13 protein-coding genes are annotated in these 22,532 nt (G+C 34.2%); 8 read left to right on the top strand and 5 right to left on the bottom strand.

What is annotated here, in order from left to right; genetic code table 11:
- Position 1: 1 nt before the first annotated feature.
- The 4 genes from GKZ88_RS18660 to GKZ88_RS18645 form a co-directional block, all read right to left on the bottom strand.
- Positions 2–3,388 carry a SusC/RagA family TonB-linked outer membrane protein gene (locus GKZ88_RS18660; protein ID WP_155103829.1) on the bottom strand — a complete coding sequence of 1,129 codons (3,387 nt, stop codon included), beginning with the start codon at positions 3,386–3,388 and terminating at the stop codon, positions 2–4.
- Positions 3,389–3,861: 473 nt separating this feature from the next.
- Positions 3,862–5,292, bottom strand: a complete 1,431-nt coding sequence (locus tag GKZ88_RS18655) for a SusD/RagB family nutrient-binding outer membrane lipoprotein (protein WP_155103828.1) — start codon at positions 5,290–5,292, stop codon at positions 3,862–3,864.
- Positions 5,293–5,304: 12 nt separating this feature from the next.
- Entirely contained in the window at positions 5,305–8,484 is a 3,180-nt protein-coding gene (locus GKZ88_RS18650; RefSeq protein WP_155103827.1) for a SusC/RagA family TonB-linked outer membrane protein, read from the bottom strand.
- 754 nt (positions 8,485–9,238) lie between these two features.
- Complete coding sequence (locus tag GKZ88_RS18645) at positions 9,239–11,929, bottom strand: glycoside hydrolase family 2 TIM barrel-domain containing protein (RefSeq protein WP_155103826.1); 2,691 nt, start codon at positions 11,927–11,929, stop codon at positions 9,239–9,241.
- A gap of 555 nt (positions 11,930–12,484) precedes the next feature.
- On the opposite strand from GKZ88_RS18645, the gene GKZ88_RS18640 reads away from it, so the two are divergent.
- The gene (locus GKZ88_RS18640) at positions 12,485–13,243 is read left to right on the top strand and encodes an alpha/beta hydrolase (protein ID WP_155103825.1); all 759 of its coding nucleotides are present in this window, start codon (positions 12,485–12,487) and stop codon (positions 13,241–13,243) included.
- Here the strand turns inward: GKZ88_RS18640 and GKZ88_RS18635 are convergent.
- A complete protein-coding gene (locus tag GKZ88_RS18635; protein WP_155103824.1) occupies positions 13,240–15,213 on the bottom strand; it encodes a sigma 54-interacting response regulator in 1,974 nt (657 codons plus the stop codon). The two genes, GKZ88_RS18640 and GKZ88_RS18635, sit on opposite strands and share 4 nt — an antisense overlap.
- A 205-nt stretch (positions 15,214–15,418) precedes the next feature.
- On the opposite strand from GKZ88_RS18635, the gene GKZ88_RS18630 reads away from it, so the two are divergent.
- From GKZ88_RS18630 to GKZ88_RS18600, 7 genes are all read left to right on the top strand, one after another.
- On the top strand, positions 15,419–17,854 hold the full coding sequence (locus GKZ88_RS18630) for a sensor histidine kinase (RefSeq protein ID WP_155103823.1): 2,436 nt from the start codon (positions 15,419–15,421) through the stop codon (positions 17,852–17,854).
- Between the two features lie 184 nt (positions 17,855–18,038).
- On the top strand, positions 18,039–18,782 hold the full coding sequence (locus GKZ88_RS18625) for a hypothetical protein (RefSeq protein ID WP_155103822.1): 744 nt from the start codon (positions 18,039–18,041) through the stop codon (positions 18,780–18,782).
- A 23-nt stretch (positions 18,783–18,805) separates the two neighbouring features.
- The gene (locus GKZ88_RS18620) at positions 18,806–19,843 is read left to right on the top strand and encodes an alpha/beta hydrolase (protein WP_230392550.1); all 1,038 of its coding nucleotides are present in this window, start codon (positions 18,806–18,808) and stop codon (positions 19,841–19,843) included.
- 22 nt (positions 19,844–19,865) lie between these two features.
- On the top strand, positions 19,866–20,480 hold the full coding sequence (locus GKZ88_RS18615; protein ID WP_155103821.1) for an isochorismatase family cysteine hydrolase: 615 nt from the start codon (positions 19,866–19,868) through the stop codon (positions 20,478–20,480).
- Positions 20,477–21,007: a hypothetical protein gene (locus tag GKZ88_RS18610; RefSeq protein WP_155103820.1), complete on the top strand. Its 531-nt coding sequence runs from the start codon at positions 20,477–20,479 to the stop codon at positions 21,005–21,007. Before GKZ88_RS18615 ends, GKZ88_RS18610 begins: the two co-directional genes overlap by 4 nt.
- Positions 21,008–21,092: 85 nt before the next feature.
- Complete coding sequence (locus tag GKZ88_RS18605; protein ID WP_155103819.1) at positions 21,093–21,632, top strand: hydrolase; 540 nt, start codon at positions 21,093–21,095, stop codon at positions 21,630–21,632.
- 2 nt (positions 21,633–21,634) lie between these two features.
- The gene (locus tag GKZ88_RS18600; RefSeq protein ID WP_155103818.1) at positions 21,635–22,405 is read left to right on the top strand and encodes an alpha/beta hydrolase; all 771 of its coding nucleotides are present in this window, start codon (positions 21,635–21,637) and stop codon (positions 22,403–22,405) included.
- The last annotated feature ends 127 nt before the right edge of the window (positions 22,406–22,532 follow it).

The raw sequence follows: 22,532 nt of genomic DNA, 5'->3' as shown, positions 1-22,532 counted from the left end.
TTTAAAGTTGGAAATTAAAACCTAAATTAAACTGTCTTGTAGCCAATCCTCCTGTTTCTGGATCTCCAAAATATTTCCATTCTTTAGAAGCAGACCATGTTGCGGCATTTTGAACAGAAGCATAAATTTTAATATTTTTAATATGCGCGCGATCTAAAAGATCTCTAGGAAGTGTATACGCTATAGAAATGTTATCTAAACGAACAAAACTGCGATCATACAATCTTCCTGGGGCAGCTGGAGTTCCAGCAGGTCCTTTAGCATCAAGACGAGCCCATTCATTTGTTGGATTGTCAAGTGTCCAATACGGATTTACATATGGATTGAAGTTGAATTTGTACAAACTACTGTCGTTGAAAGTGTTCATATAAATTGAACTAAGTGATTTTCCTCCAACATATGAATACATACTGATACCTAAGTCCCAATTTTTATAAATCTTAAAGTCATTACGCAACGTCCACTGTACTGGAGGATTTGAATTCCCAATAAACTGCTTATCTTTTTCATTGTAAACTGCTTTTTTGTAAGCAACACCATCTGCATCTACTGCATCAACGTCATCTGCTGTATAGCTGTTTTGAACTTTTGGATCTCCAGGACGCTGTCCATATCTTTGAGCTTCTTTCCATTCATCTTTTTGCCAAATTCCAGTTACTTTATAATCCCAAATTTGAGTAATTGGTCTACCTATAAACCATCCATTAGTCGAATCATCACCTTCTTTTTTTCCAATAACATTACCAGCAGCATCTTTAATATCTACCATATTGCCATATAATGACACAATTTTATTTTCGTTATAAGATATACCAACTGTAGTACGCCATTCAAAATTTGGTGTTTTCATATTAAGTGTGTTAAGACTTAATTCAAAACCTTTGTTTTGAACTTCTCCAAGGTTGGTTGCAATTGCTGAGAATCCAGTGAAACCAGGCAACGATTGACTCATAATCATATCATGAGTAGCCGTTTTGTAAAGGTCTAAAGTAGCCGTGATACGATCATGTAAGAAACCTAAGTCAAGACCAATATTTGTTGATGTAGTTTTTTCCCATTGTAAATTTGGATTTGCCATACGATCAAGTGATAAATACTTCAACTCAAGCGGTTTTCCTGAAGCATCTAAATACCCCATTGTACCAGTGTTTACTAAGTTTGCCAAAGAAATGTATGGATCTGCAAGAGATCTGTTTCCATTTTTACCCCATGATAAACGTAATTTTCCTGTGGTCATCGCATCCCAATTGAACCAACTTTCATTTTTAAAGTTCCATGCAACTCCAAAAGAAGGGAAAACTGCATAAGGATCTGAAGCTCCAAAAGCTGAATATCCATCACGACGAACAGTCGCTGTCAACATATAACGGTTGTCAAATGAATAGAAAAGTCTTGCCATCAAAGCATCTGCCGTTTCATGTGTATCATTTGATCTAAGCACGCTATTAGCAAGAGTTGCAGTATTAACATTGTGGAACCCTAAAGCATCTGAAGGCTGAATATTATTCGCGTCCATTCCATCTGACCAATAACGACGTTCTTCAGCTTCCTGAACAAAAGTGGCAATAATGTGATGTTTTTCAGCAATCGTATAATCCCATGCTAATGTATTGTTCAAATTATAATCAAATCTCATATTATTATTCCTAACTGCTCCATTAGTAGCGGCAGGGAAATTCGGATTTTGTGTTGACTTGAAATCACGTTGGTGATAAAACTGATAACGAGGAGCAATATTAAATGAATATGTAATACCTAAAGGTAATGTAACTTTTGTATTGAAAACTGAATTCAATGTTACATATCCTCTCTCCTGCTCAATAAATTGACGCTCGTAGTAATAGTTATAATTCTGTCCTGAAACGTTTTTCCCCATTGGTTGTCTCTCATAGTTGCCATTTGCATCAATAAAAGTTCCATACGGGCTTGTTCTCATCATATTATTTTGTCCAGACTCTGTACCTAACGAAGGTGTAATATCTCCATCTGTACGATCTTGGAAATTAACGTTTGCACTAAAATCAAGCCAATCTGTAATTTTAGCGTCAACTTTCATATTAGAACGAGCTGATTTATAATCATTTCCAACAATAGCTCCCTCTGAAGTTAAATAACCAAAAGACATATAATAGTTTACCTTGTCACTTGCTCCAGAAACACTTAAGTTGTTATCATGATTAATTCCTGTTCTAAAAGAACTATTACTCCAATCATGCGTTTTATCTGCTAGGAAATTTGCCATTAACGAAGGATCAAAATTTAATCCTAAACGTGTTCCCCAAACTTCTTTACTGCTTTTTCCTGCTGTTTGAGTAGCGGGCTGATACGCTAACCATTGCGCTTCAGTAATACCCCATTTTCCTAAATCATTTGGATTCGAAAAGTATCCCGGTTTGCCATTTGCAACTGTTCCTGCGATAAATGCTTCGTATTGTTTAGTTGTTGTGTTTACACCATAAGTTTGGGCAGTTTCCCAATCTTCACGATATTTTAAGTATCCTTCTGGAGAATACACACCACGATAAGCACTTTTATTGCTAATTGTTGTGTTTGTAGTAAAACTAACGATAGGCTTACCGCTTTTTCCTTTTTTAGTTGAAATAAGAATAACCCCTGCCGCAGCTCTTGATCCATATACAGATGCTGCCGAAGCATCTTTTAAGATATCAAGTTGTTGAATATCATCAGGATTGATTTCTGATAACTCACCATAAAACTGCATTCCGTCTAAAATAATAAGCGGTGAATTATGAGGGCCTCCCGTTTTTGAATCTGCACCTGTATACACAGAAGTCTGACCACGAATCTGGATGTTTCCTCCTCCTTTTGCTGAAGGATCATATCCTACTCTAATACCAGGCGTACCTCTTAAGATGTCCTGAACTGTCTGCGGATTTTGATTCGCAAGTTTATCAGGCGTTACCTGAACAATTGCTCCTGTTAAATCCTTTTTCTTCATTTTACCGTAACCAACAACAACAACTTCGTCTAATGAAGTAGTCGCTTTTTTCATTTTTACAGTAATTGAAGCTTCTCCTTTTACGCTAACTTCGGTAGTTACATAGCCCAAATAAGATACAACTATCACTGCATTCTCGTTATCTACTTTTAAAGTAAATTTTCCGTCAAAATCTGTTGAAGTACCATTTTTACTTCCTTTTTCTAAAACTGAAACTCCTGGCATCGGCATGCCGCTTTCATCAACTACTATTCCCTTAACGTTTTTTTGAAAGTCTACATTTTCATGTTCTTTTGCACTTTTTGCACTAATTGCGTATCCATCAATCTGAGTTAAAGAAAGCAATGCACAGAGCATTATCATTTTCTTTTTCAAACTAAATACCGATACACAATCAGGACCATTTTTAATCCTAATAAAATTTGTCATTTTTGGTTCTACTTATTGGTTAATTAATTAGTTAGTGTCAATCACTCGACTAAGGTGGAATCGATTTGTGATCTACTGTGCAAAATTGGATAATAATGGTTCTGAGGAGGGGTAATAAAATACATTTTTGGGGATACTATAGTCTTGCGAAGGCAATTCAGCACCATTTTTACCTTAAAAAAATGGCATTAATAAAAAAAAGCAGGAAAAATTACATAATATTCAAACGAAATAAAATCAATGCAAAAAAGGGTGTAAAATCAGATTTGTTTTAAAAAGAGAAATGATTATTTGATCGCTCGATTATAAATAAAATAGAAATCATTAAAAAAGGCAGAAATAACTCTTTTCAAACAATAACACTGTGTAACTATCACACTTATAAAAAAGATATTTGGTCACAAATAGTCTAAAAACAAAGAAGCTAAATCTTTCGATTTAGCTTCTTCAAATATTTATTAGGTGAAATTTAATTATTTCACATCAAACCAAAGTTTGGTTGTAAGAAGGTCTTTACCTTGAACAGCTACTGCTGCTTGATAACTAACTCCATTTAAAGATTGTTCTGTACCCGGATAGAAGAAACGTGCAGGAATCTGTCCGTCTAAAACTGTCGCTGGTCCGGCTTTCAATACTGGATAATCAAGTCTTCTCCACTCTGTAAAAGCGTCAAGACCTTGTCCGTAGAAAGCGATCCATTTTTGAGTACCAATTGATTTTGCATAGTTTGAAGCATCATATTTTACAGTTGCCTGATTTAAATAATTAGCGATAACAGTTGCATCTGTAATTCCAAATTGGTTGAACGATGCAGTAATGGCACTTTTATAAAGCTGTTCAGCATCTCCAGAAATATAACCTCTTGCAACTGCTTCAGAAAGATTAAATAATGTTTCTGAATAAGAAGCAATTACAGCTGGTGATGTTGACGTCAAGAAATAAGTTCCCGGTTTTGATGTTTTAGCAAAACCTTGACTATTTGCATCACTGTTTGATAATCCATTTGCACCTCCAACATATTTACCAACGCTTGCATCTGATGGCAATTGTGCATATACTGGTAAACGTGGATCAACTAACTCATATAATTTATCAACCAATGTTTTCGAAATACGATAATCATCACGAGTTTCAAACCATGCCGAAGCTGGATTTTGCTGTGGCGAACTGATGTAAGTAAACTTAAAAGTATCATTATTACTGCTAAGTAACCCAGCGGCATCGCTAGTTGCATCAATTGCAGCTTGTTTCGCTAATGCTGGTTCTCTATCAGAAATTCTTAATGCAATACGCAAACGAAGTGAATTTACCAGTTTTTTCCATTTTGTAATGTCTCCTTTGTATACTAAATCTCCTGTAACAGCTCCATTTGATGCATTTAGTAAAGACTGAGCTTGTTTTAAATCTTCAAGCAATCCTGTATACACCTCTTTTTGAGTATTGTATGCCGGCGTTACTTTTTGACCTGCTTCTTTATAAGGAATACTTCCGTAAGCATCGGTCAGCAATAAAAATGTCCATGAACGCAATGTTAATGCAATTCCTTTGTAATTTGAATTTGCCTGTTCTGCAGGAAAATTAATAATGGTATTCAAATCTGTAACCAAAGTTGCATATCCTGTATTCCATAAAGATGTGAAAGAAGTATTTGATACATCATATCTATCAGGCTCAGTATATTGGATTTTAGCCCAATGCTGCACAAACAGTAAAGACGAGTCAAAATTATTTGTTGACCCCCAATATAAGTCGGCGCCCTGTTTTAATGTTCCTGTTAACAGGTAAGGTGCCAATGGGGTTTCCGTTGCATTTGGATTTGCATTAATGTCATCCAAAGTATCGCTGCAAGAAACGGAGACTAGCGATAATGCAAACAATGTTATATAGGATAGTTTTTTTAACATGATTTCGTGTTTTTAAAATTTAAGATTAACATTAAGACTGAAATTTCTTGTAGTTGGCAAAGCTAAACTCTCCAAACCTTGAGCATTTCCAGTAGTGAAAGCTGTTTCAGGATCAATATTTGGTGCATCTTTATAAATAAAGAACAGGTTACGTCCTACAGCAGTAATACTTGCTCCAACCAATCCCAGCTTTTTAGCAAATGATCTATTTAAATTGTACGCCAGTTTTATCTCTCTCATTTTTACAAAAGTAGAGCTGTAAATGTATGCCTCACTGATATTGTATGACGCTTTGTAATACTCCTGTGCACTAAGCACTGAGGTATTTTTTGTTCCATCAGCATAAACTCCATTAAAGATCATACCATCATCATATACCACTGCACCGCCCGGAGCTGTTGCACCTGCAGGCAATAACGTTTTTGTAGTACCTGTTACATAGTAATTTAATCCACCATTTGCAGCATCACGGCCTGGAAGCGTCTGAGCTAAGACCCCTGTATAATCACCTGTTCTGTTTGTTCCTGAAAAAAGTTCTCCTCCTACACTCGCATCAACAAGGAATGACAATTCAATATTTTTATACGTGAATGTGTTTGTTATACCTGCTAAATAATCAGGAGTATAATGTCCTAAAACTTTCTTTGCAGGATCCGCTTTTGGCAATCCATTTGCTCCAACTACAATATTTCCGTTTGCATCACGCTGATAAGCTGTCCCGTAAAGCGCTCCATAAGCTTGTCCTACAGAAGCTAATACATCAACACCTCCAGAAGAACCAATTGTGTAGTTCTGAATCTGTTTATCATAATCAAGAATTTTTACTTCGCTTATATTCTTTGAATAATTCACGCCAACATTCCATTTGAAGTTTTCAGTTTGAACAGGGTTTCCGTCCAATTGAATTTCAATACCGTGATTGTTTATTTTACCGGCATTGATCAACTGTGAATTATAACCACTTGAAGCTGTAGTTTTTATCTCTAAAATTTGATCAAAACTATTCGTATTATAATAAGCCGCATCAAAATGCAGTCTGTTTTTCCAGAATGAAGCTTCTAAACCAACTTCAGAAGAACGAGTTGTTTCTGGTTTCAGATTCTCATTAAGTTTCCTTTGTGAAGAAGTTTGAATAGGATTTCCGTCGAATGCTGTCTGAAAATTATAAACTGTTGATAATTGGTACGGATCTGCATCATTACCTACTTCAGACCATCCTCCGCGAACTTTTAAGAAGTCAAGAGTATTGCTTTTAATATTCAAAGCATCAGTTAACACTAAACTTCCATTAATAGAAGGATAAAAGTAAGAACGGTTGCTGCTTGGCAATGTTGACGACCAATCGTTACGAGCTGTTAAGTTTAAAAACGCATAATTTCTAAAACCCAATTGTGCCGAAGCGTATGCACTGTAAACTCTCAATCTTGACAACGTGTTTGATGAAGTCAACGGATCTCTTGAATTTGTCAATGTGTATAAATCTGGCACAGCCAAACGTGGTGCTTTTTGATAATTATTTGCATCACTGTGGTTACGAATATTAGTTCCAGCAAGAGCATCTAAACTAAAATCATCATTCAGTTTTTTAGTGTATTGCAGGATTCCTTCTGTATTTTGTTCGTTTACAGTATAAGCATCTTCTGCATAAGACCCAAATGGAGTTCCATTTGTTCCGTATTTGATTGTGTATTTTCTGCGGTCATTATAATAATCAACTCCAGTACGGAATCTAAAATTAAGTCCATCGATAATTTTTACATCCAAATGAATATCTCCAATTAAACGATTACGCTGCTGACTTGTAGTATTGTAATACGCATTCCAGTAGGGATTGCTGTAATAGCTGTTGTTCCAGTTCTGATTCCAATTGTTCTTAAGTTCATCAGTATCAACTTGTCGTCCAAACCAAAGAAACTGAAGCATTACACCAGCCGCACGACCTCCTGATGGTCCTCCAGGTAATTGTGGCGCATTAGTAACAGTATAATTAGCCGTTACTCCTACCTTAATATTTGGAGATATTTGGTAATTGGTATTAACAGTGAAATTTGTTTTATTTACTTCACTATTAGGTACTGTTCCTAATTGTTTTTGATTGTTTACTCCTAAGCGAAAATCTGATTTTTCATCTGATTTAGCTACAGAAACACTATTATCATAAGTAACTCCCGTATTAAAAAAGTCTTTTACATTATTAGGATGAGCTACAAAAGGTACTGCAACGCCATTTGAATAAAATTGCGGAATCAAGCGTCCGTCCATTTTTGGCCCCCAGCTTTCGTCAACTCCATCATTAACTCCTCCTCCTTTACCATCAACATAGCTGAACTTTCCGTTTGATCCTTGTCCAAAAGTATTTTGATAACTAGGCAAAGTACTCACTTGAGAAACTGTTATACCAGAGTTAACGCTAATTCCAAGTCCTTTTTGACCTTTTCCAGATTTTGTAGTAATTAAAACAACTCCATGCGCCGCACGCGATCCGTAAAGAGCTGCCGCATTAGGACCTTTCAATACTGTTAGTGTTTCAATATCCTGTGGATTCAAATCAGAAATTGCGTTTTTGAAATCTCTAGTTGCTCCTCCTGAGTTCAGCTGTGAGTTATCTACCGGAATTCCGTCAACAACAAACAATGGCTGATTGTTTCCTGCAATAGAAGTTTCTCCACGAATAACAATACGTGAAGATCCCATATCTCCCTGTGAATTAGTGATACGCACACCTGCTAATTTACCAGTAAGACTATTTAAAAAGTTAGTCTCTTTTGTATCTGATAATTCTTTTCCTTTAAGTGCCTGAGTAGTATAACCTAACGATTTCTTTTCTTTTGTAATACCTAAGGCTGTAACTACAACTTCAGATAAAACATTCTGTTCTGCAGTAAGATCAATAACCACTGCATTTTGATTCACTACAACTTCGGCTTTTTTATACCCTAGATAACTTACTATCAATGTATATGGAAATTTTTGTCCTGTCTGGAAAAAAAACTTCCCATCTAAATCGGTTACTACTCCGTGTGTAGTCCCTTTAATGTTTACCGAAGCACCAATAACAGGCTCCTTTGTAACAGCGTCGATTACGGTTCCTTCGAGTTTTGACTGAATTAAAGGCTTAGTCTCTTGAGCTCTAAGTCCTATGGAAATCAATAAAATGCATAACCATGCATATGTATTTAATTTTTTTTTCATTACTTTGTTTTAGTTTAATAAAAGGTGAGCCGAAAACAGATTTACTCCATTCTCGCTTTCCTTATAGAGATGAACAATTTCTTTTAAGCTTCACCATTTCTGCTGCAACAGAAATGGTTTTTTTATTCACTGCACATTCGTTTTTTCATTTTCTTTTTTTTTTTGATTATTACTATTTGTTTTGGTCTTTTTCATGATTCTGATGCAATAATTCAGAATTCATCTTTTGATATTTTTTATGATTTTGAGATTCAAGAGCTTTTAAAAATGCCTTCTTGAAAGATGAAATTTTCAAAAAATTTTCTCGTCTTCTCAAGAATAAATATATTTTGATATGCCGATTTTGTTGAGTTAATTTTAAACTCTACTAATTTGATAGAACAAAAGTATATTAAAATTTCTAATTCAAAAATTTTAAAGGTTTTTTTTGAAAAAAAATTGTTAACGAAATTGATTTCGAAATTTTAAACAGCTAAAAACAAGATGATTAGTAATTAACCGTGTTTTTAACATTTTATAGGAATTTTACTAATTTAACAAAGCAAACATATCATTTGAAGCCAATTTCTAAAATCTTCTAATAACCGAAAACATTATAAATAAACTATTCTAAAAACAAAAAGAGCCAAGAATTTAGCTAAATTCTTGGCTCTTTTTTGATCTCTTTTGTCTATTCAACTTTGTCAAAGTTTAAAACTTTGACAAAGTTCTCAGCTTCATCTATATGTAAGAAGCTAGTCTTTTTTAATCTCTTTTAATAAATTCTTTTCAATTCAATTCCATTCAAAATTGTCTTTCCTGTTTTAGCTTTAAAATCAACATGAATTCCTTTTCCGTCTTTCACAAAAATGGTTGTTTTCATATCGACTGCTTTTTCAGGCTCTAGATAATTTTGGTTTCCGAAATTTTCTAAAAACAATTCACCATTTACCAAAACATCAAAAACTCTAAAAGCTTTTTCTTCCTTTGCACTTTTCTCGGCCAAATTATAAGCCAAAGCTTCTCTCGTGTTTCCAGAAACCAACTCAGCGAAATAAAGTGTTACTTCATACTTTCCATCGGGAACATCAAAATTAAAAGCTTCAATTCCTTCTCTTTGAGTTTGATAAATTGGTTCGTTTTCAGTTCCTTTTATCAACTTATTTGTTCCGTATGGAATCTGAGGATTTCCAGGCATCTTATAAACTTGACCTCCTACATAGCCCCAACTGCCGGTTTTATATTCCTGTTCTGGAAGCCAGTTTTGATTCGTCAATTCGTCCGTATATTGTCTTTTATCGCCTAAACTGATTCGGATATTTTCAAAAGGATATTTTTTGCTGTTTAAATTCGGTGCGTAAATCGTATAATGAATTGAAGCAAAATCTTTTACATTTTCGTTTGAAGTCGAAAACGCTTCTACCAAATTCACTCCGTTTTTAAAAGGAACTTTAAAAATAACCGAACCTTCCTTTGTCTTCTGACTTCCTAAATTTTGCCCGTTCACTTTTAAAGTGATTTCATTTTGATTCGAAAAAACTTCCAGATTCTCATAATAAAATTCGTCATTTTCAGAAGCTAAAACTCCCGAACGATTCGTCCAAGCTTTAGAACCAATACTTACAACAGGCTTTTTAGACAATCGTGCTTGATAAAGATAATAAGCATCTTTCGGAATTCTGTCCCACGACATAATCCCTTTATTATTCATGTGAGGCCAGCTTTCGGCTCTTCCTTCCGAATTAAATTCAACTAAATTCCAAATTGTTCCTCCGGCAACATAATCAAGATTTTCAATCGCATTCAAATAATGTTTGTGATACAACATAGCATACTCCATTGATTTATCAAAACGTTGCGGATTCTGAGATCGCATTCTTCTGTCAGCATCAGCGCCAAATTCTGTGATTACCATAGGTTTGTCGGGTAAAACTTGATGGTGTTTTTCCAAGTATTTTTCTAAACCGCCAAACTCGCCATTGTACCAGCCTTGATATAAATTCCACCCAACAACCATTGGAATTTTAGTTAATCCAACCGAATTGTACAAATCAAAAGCGCCGTGATTAGGAATCATCGTATATCTTGAAGGATCTTCTTCTCTAGTTAGATTTTCAAGTTTTTGTGCCAATGCTGCAACGTTTTTATAATACGTTTGTCTTTCTATTGATTTATCATCGTATCTCGGACGAAGCAGAATTTCATTCATATACGCCCAAACAATCACGCTAGGATGATTAAAACTCTGGCGAATCATTTCTCTTTGCATTTCAAGACTGTTGTCTTCAAATTCCTTCGTTTCTGTGATTCGATTCACTTCTGGAGTTTCAACCATTGCTAAAAGTCCAATTCTGTCACAGGCTTCTAAAACAACTGGATCTTGTGGATAATGTGCCACACGAACAAAATTTCCGCCCATGTCTTTTATCAACTGCATGTCTTTCTCAGCCAAAGCGTCTGGCAAGGCATTCGCCAAATCTTTATAATCCTGATGACGATTAGCACCAATTAATTTCGTTGGTTTTCCATTCAGAAAAAATCCTTTATCTGCAGTAAATTCAAACCACCTGAAACCTACCGGAGCAGAAAACAAATCTAATTGCTGTTTTGTTTTTTTATCTAAAATAACTGAAACTGCTTTATATAAAGTTGGTTGCTCTGGCGACCATAATTTCGGATTCTGAATTGCTTTTGAAAGCTGTTTGAATTCGGTTTTCGAATTTGGTTTTAGTTTTAAATCTGAAGTTATATTGGCAACTTCAACATTATTTTCATCGAATAATTTTGTAGCAATTTTTATTTCTTTTGAAGAATTAGAAGTATTTTCAACAATTCCTTTTAATTGAAAATTCGCCGAAGCAGCAGAAACCGAAGGTGTTGTTACAAAAACTCCGTCAGAAGCTTTGTTGCTCATATCAAAATGAATTTCGTTTGCTGCAACCAAATAAACATCGCGGTAAATTCCGCCGTAAAAAGTAAAATCGGCATCAAGAGGTGGAATATTTTCGTTGTAACTATTATCCACTTTTACCACAATCTGATTTCCTTTTTCAAGATTATCAAACCGAAGAAAATCATTGATCGGAAAACTGAAAAAGTTATAACCGCCAATATGTGAGCCCACTTTTTTTCCGTTAATATAAACTTCAGTCGTCTGACTTGCGCCTTCAAAATAAAGATAAACCGATTTATTTTTCCAACTCGGATTTACAAAAACCGTTTTCTTGTACCAGCCTTCACCACGGTAGTACCCCCATTGATCGTCCATGACATCAAACTTATTCCAGCTGTGTGGTAGGTTGACATCTTCCCAATCTACATTTTTTCCATTCTCTATATCGGTGGTTTGGGCTTTTCCTTTATAAAATTGCCAATTCGAATTGATGGATTGTTTTATTTTTTCCTGACTGAATCCTGTCACAAAAGCAAACAGTATACACAGGAGTATAACTTTTCTTTGAGTCATCTTAATTTAATTTTCTGGGTTGACCACTCTCCAGAAAAACAAACCACCTTTTTGTGTTTTCTGAATTGGCTAAAAATTGATTGTAATTTAGGTTTGCTCGTTAATAAATTAACTGTAATCGTATAATTTTCATTATAAAATGAATTTGGCCATTTAGATTTTAAAGCCTCTTTTCCGATTACCAAACCGGCCACCAAGATACTATAAAGATCTTATTCCGCAATCACTAAAAAATAAATTAGCATCCAGATTAATTACTGGATTCCATAAAAAAGTTAAAATTTCCGTACCTAAAAAATGGTCAAAATCTCTAATATTCTTATTGCTAATCTGTTGATTATTGAAAATTATGATATTTCAATAATTGAAACTCCGTTTTAACGATATATAAATAAGTTTAAATCAATGCAATATAAAAATGCTTTTATAATCAATGCTTTACAAAAAAGGCATTCCTTTTGTCTTGCTCTTTGAAAATATATAACAAAAAACAGTGCGTTTCTGAAAATAATCACATAAAAAAGCAACATGCATTTATCTGACAAAAAAACAATTATGTTTATCCAAGGAGCCTTCATTAGCCATTCTTGCTGGGATGAATGGATTGTTTTTTTTGAAAAAAGAGGTTATAAAACAGTCGCGCCTCCATGGCTTCACAAAAATGAATCGGCTGAGATTTTACGGAGAGAACATCCGAACTCAAAAATTGCCTCAATATCGCTGAATGATTTACTGGATTATTATGTTGAAATTATCGAAAAACTTCCCGAAAAACCTATTTTAATTGGGCATTCATACGGCGGACTTTTGACGCAATTATTGATGGAAAAAGAATTAGGATATGCGGGAGTTTGTATAAATTCATTTCCCCCAAGAAACGCAATTACGGTAAATTTCTCATTTTATAAAGCCATTTTAAAACCATTAGGCTTTTTTACTTCGGCAAAAAAAACATACTTAATGTCTTTTAAAAAATGGCAGCACTATTTTACAAATAAAATGTCATTTGAGGAACAAAAAGATAGTTATGAAAAACTCATCATTCCCGAATCTAAAATTCTTATAAGAGGTATTTTTTCTAAGATCTCAAAAATCAATTTCAAAAAAAAACACAGTCCGCTTTTATTTTTATCTGGTTCTGCGGATCATTTTACTTCTTCAATAATTAATTATTCGAATTTTAAAAAATATAAAAATCTGCATTCCATAACCTGTTTTAAAGAATTTGAAAATCAGAATCATTATGCTCTAGGTCAGAAAAATTGGGAAAATATCGCTCTATATATTGCAGACTGGTTAGAAAAAATCTCTTAACTGATTTCTCGTTTTATTTCCAGTTTTTTTATTTTGGAATTTAGAGTCGAAGGATGGATATCTAAAATTTCGGCAGCACCGCCTGCACCAGAGATTTTTCCGTTGCATTTTTTTAGAATATAGAGAATATAATCTCTTTCATTTTCTAAAATAGTTTTAATAGAAAATGGTTCAGATGCCACTTCTGGATGCATTTTTGAAGACGTTGAAAGTTCAATTTCCTTAATTGTATTTCCATCTGTCAATAAAATGGCACGTTGTATGGCATGTTCAAGTTCTCTGATATTTCCTGGCCAATTGTAATTCATAATTTGCTGAAGCGCAAAATCAGAAAGATTCAATGTTTTACGTCCCATTTTTTCACTATAAATCTTTATAAAATGATTGGCTAAATCAGGAATATCTTCTTTTCTCTTTTTTAGTGGAGGAACTGTAATAGGAAAAACATACAGACGATAATACAAGTCCATTCTAAATCTTCCGGCCGCAACTTCTTCTTCAAGATTTTTATTTGTCGCTGCAATAATTCTAACATCAATTTTTATTGACGAAGTACCGCCAACACGCTCAATTTCTTTTTCCTGTAAAACACGAAGCAGTTTAAGCTGCAGTTCTAAAGACATCTCTCCTATTTCATCTAAAAAAACAGTGCCGCCATCAGCAAGTTCAAATTTGCCGATACGTTTTTCTAAAGCGCCTGTAAAAGCGCCTTTTTCATGACCAAAAAGAATTGATTCGGCTAAATTTTCCGGAATTGCTCCACAATTAATTATTACCAAAGGATTATCTTTTCTAGGCGAAAGCGCATGAATGCTTTTTGCAATTTTTTCTTTCCCTGTCCCGCTTTCACCCAAAACCAAAACCGAAGTATCGGACGGAGCCACTTTTCGGATATAATTAAAAACCGAAATCATTTGCGAACTGTTGCCAATAATTCCTTCAAAGCTTTCTGGATTAACTGCAGAATCTGCTTTTTTTGCTTCTATTTTTTTAACCGGTAAATTAAATTCTTCTTCCGAGTAAATCTTTGCAATAAACTGAGAAAATGTGTTTTCGAGAGAATTTAAAAGTTTTAAATTTTCTTGCGAATAAATATTTAAATTTCTGCTGTAAAAAGTAAATTGATAGTTTTGCACTGAAGTTGTCGAAACAGGAAAAACCAAATACGATTTTATTCCAAAATTATGTGCGATTAATGCTTTTATCGGCGCTGCCTGGAAGTTATTTATCAATGCTTCTTCGCTGTAAATGATCGATTCCAAATCTATTTTTGATTTTTTGTACGTATCATTTATTTCTTTGTCTGATAATGCGGTGATCTGGGAAAGCTTTTGCGGATTAATGATTTGGTAATCGTCTAAATTTTTACGAATAATTCCGAGATGATCATATTCTGGCGCCGTTGCAAATCCGGCTTCTAAATAATCAAATGGAATAAAAGTCTGAATTATTTTTCCAAAAGCCAATAATGCATCTTCTCTTTTCAAATTTGCATTTATAATTTCCGTAATCTCTTTCTGAAGCTGAAATTGCTGGTGTAACTGTGTTTCTAAACTATATTCCTGACGGTAAAATGCGATTTCGAGAGTTGTTAAAACATCTTGATCTCTAAAAGGCTTTACAATAAAACCATAAGGCTGGGTCATTTTTGCCTGATCTAAAATACTTTTGCTTGAATTGGCCGAAATAAATATAAATCCGATAAATTTTTCTTTAAGAAGATGTGCCAATTCAATACCATTTCGAGTTCCCTTCAGCATAATATCCAAGAAAACTAAATCTGGTTTTTCATTTTCAATTTGCTCCAAAGCCTGCTCTACAGAACGTGCAATTCCCGTAACGACATAACCCGCTTTTTCCAGTATCAACTGCAAATCATGTGCTTCAATAAATTGATCTTCCACGATTAAAATTCGCTTCTGTATTGTTGAAGAAACAACTCCATATTCAATATCTGCAGTCTTTTTCATAAAAAGAAAATTTTGTCTTAAATTGCACTTAATTTATTGATACAAAAATAGTTAATTATCACAATTAAAACAGACGTTTTCCTAAAATCAATGAATAAAAATCACATTTAATATGAATTTTCAGAACATTTCCGCAATATGACGCCCTAATTATTTCATAGTTATTGATCAAAAAAAGTAATAAAAATTTAATTCAAAAATCAGTATGAAGCCACTCTATTTTTTTTGTCTATTATTTCTAATTGTATTCAATTCCGCCGCACAAAACTCATCCCCTACGGCTAATTATGATCTTAAAAAGAAGCGTCTGCTTATACAAACTTGTTCTGCTTATATATACAATTCAAATCAAGGTGCAATTGATGCTGACAGTTCTGTTGTGTTGGCATGCAAAGCTTATAAATTGCCCATTTCATTAGCCTACGATGAAGGGTTTAATGATGGCTCGTATTTAATTGGAAACGATTTAATTGAAAGAGAAGATATTACTTCTGCAAAACTGCTTTTGGCCAAATCAAAAAATACAGACAAAATCAAATTAGCGCTGCAACTAGGAAATTACTACCTATTTAAGCCTTTTACGAAACCTGATGATATTGCAAATGCAAATCAATATATAACTGAAGCTGTAAAAATCAGCAATCAGCTGAAAATACAAAAATGGCAGCATCAAAGTTTAATGCTTTTGGGTAAATATTATTTTCAAATTGGTAATTTTCCAGAAAGTAAAAAATGCTTCCAACAAGTTGTAAATGAATGCCGAAAACAAAAAGATAAAGCCGCACTCGCAGATGCTCTGAACAATCAGGCAACGTATCTTTTTGAATTAGATCCCGAAAAAGAAAAAATTCTAAAAGAAACACAATCACTATATGAGAAATTAGGTTTTCAAGAAAAAATAATTGAGGCAAAAATGAAATTATGCACCATTTATTTTTGGAGCGGAAAACTCAATGTGGCTAAAAAAATCTTGTATCAAAATATTGCAGCAATGCGCAAAATTGGTTTTAGACAGCAGCAATTTGGAGAAACTACAATTGCATATATTGAAAGTGTTCAGTTTAATATAAAAAATGCCTTGTATTATGCTTTAAAAAGTGTAAAAACAATGGAAAACACCAACGATTATACTTTTGCTGATATTTTTTATATGAGGCTTGGAATTATGTATTTAATGCTTGGTCATTATGATGATGCAAGAAAAACAGCTGAAAAAAGTATGCAGTACGGACAGCATGTTTTTAATAGCGGCAGCTGGTATAAAAGCTTTATTACAGCAACTGCTTCGATATCAATGAGAGGAAAAAATAAGGAGGCAATTGATTACATGAATTCGGTAACCAAAAACTATCCTCCCACAAATAATTTTGACAAAATGCTTGTGGCATATGCCTACGCAAATTGCTACTGGAGGCTTTATAATTATACTTTGGCAGAAAAATATTTTAAAGAAACAGCTGATTATTGTACACTTCTAGACTCACCACAAACCGTTAGAGACGTATCTAACAGCTACTCTACTATTGCTTTGTTCTACGCTAATCGCAGTGATTTGAAAAAAACACAATTTTATACGGACAAAATTTTTGCACTCTCAAAAAAATATAACAAACCATATAATTCAGAAGCCCTCCAGGTATCCTTATACAAAATTGATTCGCTTAAAGGTGACTTTAAATCAGCTTTAGTGCATCATAAAATGTATAAAAAATTAAGCGATTCGGTTTTAGATTACGCAAAAAACAGACAAATTGAAGAACTTAAAATTCAATACGAAACAGTAAATAAAGAACAAAAAATAAAACTGCTCAGCAAAGAATCTAATTTGAAGGAAACAGCGCTGAAAAAATCAAAATTATTAAATACTGTATCCATTTGGAGTTTAGTGCTTCTTTTGCTGACTATTGGCCTTTTATACAGCCGCTATCGTCTTAAACAGCAAACAAATACGGCATTAGAAATTAAAGAAAAAGAAATCAACCAGAAAAACATTAATCTGAGGCATTTGCTTGATGAAAAAGAATGGCTTTTAAAAGAAATTCATCATCGAGTAAAAAACAATCTTCAAACCGTAATTAGTCTGCTCAATTCACAATCAGCTTATCTTGAAAATGATATGGCATTATCTGCTATTAAAAACAGCCAGCATCGTATTCATTCTATGTCTTTAATTCATCAAAAATTATATAATTCAGAAAATATTTCGACGATTAATATGCCCAATTACATTAAAGAATTGGTAGAATATTTAAGAGAATCTTTTTCTCTTGGACAACGAATCCGATTTGATTTAAAAATTGATCCGCTGGAATTAGATGTTGCTCAAGCTGTTCCTCTAGGACTTATTTTAAATGAATCTATAACAAATTCAATCAAATACGCTTTCCCAACTGATAGAACAGGAATGATTCATATTACTCTTGAAGCTACATCTGAAAACAGATATCTGCTTACGATTTCTGATAACGGAATTGGTTTTGATGCCAATATGAATGCTAAAAAAATCAATTCATTTGGGTTGAGTCTGATAAAAGGTTTAAGCGATGATTTAGATGCTGCATTTTCTTTAGAAAATCAAAATGGAACAATTCTTAAAATCGAATTCTCAAAAGATTTCCCTATAAACCAAAAAGTGAAGTGATTAGAAAACAGCGTTTTAGATTATTTTATTTATCGATAGCGAAATCTCACGAATCAAAATTTGTTTAGCGAAATATAGCGCTTTTTAAACCTGAAAAAAGCGCTATAATCGCCATTAACAGGCATTTTATGGCATGGCATATAAATTGGTTTCCTAAGAAAATTAACTCTTAAAACCACTTACCATGAAAAAGTCAATATTGCTATTATTAATTCTATTTTTAAATTATGGTACAGCAAAAGCTTGTGACAAATGCAGTACTTATAACAACAGTGATTTTAAAATAAAGTCGGCAGCAATTACACATAAAGCAGATTTAGGTCTTACTATTTGGGACATTAAAGTGGAAGGAACTGCTGGAAAAACGATGCCAAAACCAGTTGGGCAATTAAATGGAGCTCCAGTTTTAGCATATGTTTTCCCGACTACTTTAAAATCATCTGACATAGGTTTCGGTCAAGCCGAAGGAATTGTGGCACTCGCCCTAACGTCACACCCCGATTTTGAAGATACACCGCTTTGGGATGAAAATCTCGACGGAAATTATTTAAATGATGGTTTAATCTGGCATGCACATTGGGTTTTATTAGTTGAAGATAAACGCGTTGGCGGAGGCCTTTCAGTAAAAGAATTTACCAAAGGAGATCCAAATGTCATTTTGCCACCAACAAATCCAGGAATGGCAATGTATATGGATAGTCCAGGATTTAATATCGTTGCAAAAGGAACCTCCATAAAAGTCATTGTACCTGATTTTAGAATTAACAACAAAACTAATTTCAAATTTGATGCAGTAAGCTGCTATATGGAAGTAAGCACAGGAGCCGGAGGTTCACATGATAGCGAAGGAGCAAAACCAATGCTTGGTGTGTATAAGGTTTATACGGTTGCCAGCGGAAATCTTTCATTACCCTATTCTGTCAAATAAAATCATTCTTAAAATCAACGATCATGAAAAATCTAAATATAGTGCACAAAGTATTAATCCCGTTTCTAATTTTAATAACGATGACAACTAATAGCTACGCCCAAATAGATTATGCCTCAGACCCTCATTTGACACCAGCTGTCAAAGAATTTTTGAAACCTCTAAATTCTGGAGGAGCACCATTGGAATCGCTTCCAGTTCCAGACGCTCGAAACGTGCTTGTTGGCGCTCAAAACGCTTTTAAAGTCGACTTATCAGGAATTGAAGAATCAGAAAAAGAAATTACTTCTGATGGGTATAAAATCAAACTAAACATTGTACGACCAGCTGGAGCAAAGGGAAAACTGCCTGTTTTTATGTTCATTCATGGCGGAGGCTGGGTTCTTGGCGATTATCCAACTCATAAACGAATGGTTCGTGATCTAAGTGTTCTCACAGGATATGTAGGCGTCTTTGTGAATTATTCTTTGGCACCCGAAACTAAATATCCACAGCCAGTAAATGAAGTTTATGCGGCGGCTAAATGGATCGCTACACACGGAAATGAGATAAATGTTGATGGAAACAAACTCGGAATCGTTGGCAACAGTGCAGGCGGAAATCTAGCCACGGCAAGTGCTTTACTGGCTAAAGAAAAAGGAACTCCATTATACAAAGTACAAATCTTATTCTGGCCTGTTACAAATGCCAATTTTGAAACCGAATCTTATAAAAAATACGGAAAACAACGCTTTTTGACAGACACATTAATGCAATGGATGTGGGATCAATATGTAGATCCTTCTAAAAGAAAAGAGATTTACGCTTCACCGCTTCAAGCAACTTTGGCACAATTAAAAGGACTTCCGCCAACATTAATTCAAGTTGCAGAAAATGATATTTTAAGAGACGAAGGAGAAGCTTACGGACGCAAATTAAGCGATGCCGGAGTTGTAGTGACAACAGTTCGTTATAATGATGTGATTCATGATTTTGGATTATTAAACGGACTTGCTGAAATTCCTCAAACCAAAGCTTTATTCCTTCAGGCTGCTGCTGAATTAAAAAAGTATTTAAAGTAATTAATTCTTAAATCTAAATCTGATGAAAACAAATCAATTTGGCAAAACGGCTTTAATATTAATAGATCCTTATAATGATTTCCTTTCAGAAGGAGGCAAATTATGGGACGCAGTAAAACAGACCGTTATAGAAAATAATGTAATCCCAAATTTAATAAAGCTGGTAGACGAATGCAGGAAAAATAAAATTCAGATTATTTATGCTCCACACCGAAAAACTCAGAAAGGTGATTATTTAAATTGGAATTTTTTATCTCCCTCGCATATGGGAAGCCTAAAACTAACACTATTTGAAAAGGGAAGCTGGGGCGGTGAGTTTCATCCTGATCTGCAGCCGCATCCTGAAGATCTTATTACCCAAAATCACTGGACAGCCAGCGGATTTGCCAACACTGATCTTGACTTTCTTTTAAAACAGCATAGCATAACGCAAATTGTTTTAGCCGGAATGAGAGCAAATACTTGTATTGATTCTACTGCAAGATATGGAGTCGAGCTAGGCTATCATGTAACTTTAATAAAAGATGGAATCGGCGCTTTTAATTGGGACGAAATTAAAGCAACTGTCGAAACCAATTTTCCAAATTATGGACATAGTCTCTTAACCACTGATGAATTTATAGCCAATTTAAAATGAAATTATTAGCCGAAAGTACGTGCAAAGCAATTATAAATGCTCCTTTAGAAAGCATTGATATCACAGAATGGCTCTTTACCTTAAACGATTCTGAATATAAAGCCTGCTCAGCAGATCATTTAGCAGCAGGAAACTCAATAACTAATGAAGGAAAGAGAATGTCGATAAATGTAGAACAAATAGCAGGAAATCTGCTCATTCAGCATTATATTGAAAATATAAGCTTTAGGGATCATTGCCGTGTGCAATCCATTTCTGATTCTATTTCTCCAACAGGAAAAACAAAGCTTCATATTATCTGGGAATTAAGAATTAAAAAATACGATTCTTCGAGCTGTGAACTTTTTAATCATGTTGCTGTAAACTCAACTCCAGATTTTATAACTTTACTAGATTCATTAAAAATAACTGATTATAAATTAGTTACAAATGAAATGCAGCAAAATTTAGTAAACCACAACAACGAGGAAACACCGCTTTTTGCCAAAGATATTGAAGCAAAAGCAACCAAAGGAATATGGAATTAAAGAACTGCAGAGGCAAAAAAAACAATTAATTAAATCCTTAAGAAAAGGAAATTTGAAGATTTAATTTAACAAATAATCTAAACTCATGCTGGCAAACGAAAACACAGGATTAATTCTAATAGACGTTCAAGGGAAGCTTGCCCGCATTGTGAACGAAAGTGAAAAATTGGTATCAAATCTTGAAAAACTTATCCGTGGTTGCCAGATACTCTCTATTCCGATAATTTGGGCGGAACAAAATCCGAAAGGACTTGGTCCAACTATACCAGAACTGCAAAAATTATTACCGAATCAAAAACCAATAGAAAAATATACTTTCAATGCTTTTGATAATGATGATTTTAAAAAGGCTATTATAAATTCTAATAAAAAACAATGGCTAATCTGTGGCATTGAAACGCACATCTGTGTCTATCAAACCGCTATAGGATTATTATCAAATGATTTCGAAGTAGAAATCGTAACAGACTGTGTTTCTTCCCGATCAAAAGAAAGTATTGATTTGGCTTTGAAAAAACTACAAAATAAAGGAGCAGGATTAACAAATATTGAAATGTGTCTTTATGAACTTGTTAAAGACTCTAAAAAAGAAATCTTCAAAGAAATTCTAACATTAATAAAATAATCATGTCAAAATCAAAAACTATTGTACTCATTCACGGGAATTTTGTAAACGACAATACCTGGACCGAATGGAAACAGTACTACGAACAAAAAGGATACAAAGTTTATACACCAGCAAACCCAGGACACGATGGAGATCCAACAGAATTACGCGCAAAAGTACATCCTGATTTAGTACAAACCGGTTTTATAGACGTTGTAAACAATATTATAAAGTTAATAAATACTTTACCCGAAAAACCTTTAGTCATAGGGCATTCAATGGCTGGTATGGCCGCATTGAAATTAGTCGAACTCGGAAAAGCCACAGCGGGAGTAAGTATCGATGGAGCTCCGCCTAAAAATGTTTTCCCGCCATTTCAAACACTAAAGACAGTATTGCCTGCCTTCGGATTCTTTTCTTCTGGAAAATATTTCATGGGCAGCAGAGAATGGTATGATTATGCTTTTTTTAATACAATTCCGCAAGCAGAAAAACAAAAAGCATTTGAAAAATTTGCAGTACCAGAAAGCTATAAAGTCAGTCGCGAATTGGTTCTAAATTCTTATTCGAATATCGATTTCAAAAAGCATCATGAACCAATTTTATTTATTGGTGGTGGCAGTGACCATATCTTCCCACCAGGTCTGACAGAAACAATCGCACGAAAATACAAAAGCAACACCAGTCGTGTAGATATCAAAATATTTGATGGTAAAAGCCACTTCATTTGTGGAGAACCAGGCTGGGAAAATGTAGCCGATTATATTATAAATTGGTACGAAGCGCTTTAACAGTATTTATGAGCTAAAACTATTTATGGCGTTTCCCTTCGGGCCGGGCGCTGCGCTGTATCTTTTGCGGAAGGATTTTCAGTTTAAAAGAGATGTTCACGTTCCCGCAAAAAGATGCCGCTTCGAT

The organism is Flavobacterium sp. LC2016-01, assembly GCF_009711135.1.
Lineage (GTDB): Bacteria > Bacteroidota > Bacteroidia > Flavobacteriales > Flavobacteriaceae > Flavobacterium.
Note: the sequence above shows the minus strand (reverse complement) of the source record. Positions and strands in the feature narration are given on the sequence as shown.

Bases quoted from the DNA above. Each gene is read 5' to 3' on its own strand.
- GKZ88_RS18615 (WP_155103821.1), top strand. From the start codon at position 19,866: ATGAAAACAAATCAATTTGGCAAAACGGCTTTAATATTAATAGATCCT.
- GKZ88_RS18625 (WP_155103822.1), top strand. From the start codon at position 18,039: ATGAAAAAGTCAATATTGCTATTATTAATTCTATTTTTAAATTATGGT.
- GKZ88_RS18600 (WP_155103818.1), top strand. From the start codon at position 21,635: ATGTCAAAATCAAAAACTATTGTACTCATTCACGGGAATTTTGTAAAC.
- GKZ88_RS18645 (WP_155103826.1), bottom strand. From the start codon at position 11,929: ATGACTCAAAGAAAAGTTATACTCCTGTGTATACTGTTTGCTTTTGTG.
- GKZ88_RS18655 (WP_155103828.1), bottom strand. From the start codon at position 5,292: ATGTTAAAAAAACTATCCTATATAACATTGTTTGCATTATCGCTAGTC.
- GKZ88_RS18630 (WP_155103823.1), top strand. From the start codon at position 15,419: ATGAAGCCACTCTATTTTTTTTGTCTATTATTTCTAATTGTATTCAAT.
- GKZ88_RS18660 (WP_155103829.1), bottom strand. From the start codon at position 3,388: ATGACAAATTTTATTAGGATTAAAAATGGTCCTGATTGTGTATCGGTA.
- GKZ88_RS18650 (WP_155103827.1), bottom strand. From the start codon at position 8,484: ATGAAAAAAAAATTAAATACATATGCATGGTTATGCATTTTATTGATT.
- GKZ88_RS18640 (WP_155103825.1), top strand. From the start codon at position 12,485: ATGTTTATCCAAGGAGCCTTCATTAGCCATTCTTGCTGGGATGAATGG.
- GKZ88_RS18610 (WP_155103820.1), top strand. From the start codon at position 20,477: ATGAAATTATTAGCCGAAAGTACGTGCAAAGCAATTATAAATGCTCCT.
- GKZ88_RS18605 (WP_155103819.1), top strand. From the start codon at position 21,093: ATGCTGGCAAACGAAAACACAGGATTAATTCTAATAGACGTTCAAGGG.
- GKZ88_RS18635 (WP_155103824.1), bottom strand. From the start codon at position 15,213: ATGAAAAAGACTGCAGATATTGAATATGGAGTTGTTTCTTCAACAATA.
- GKZ88_RS18620 (WP_230392550.1), top strand. From the start codon at position 18,806: ATGAAAAATCTAAATATAGTGCACAAAGTATTAATCCCGTTTCTAATT.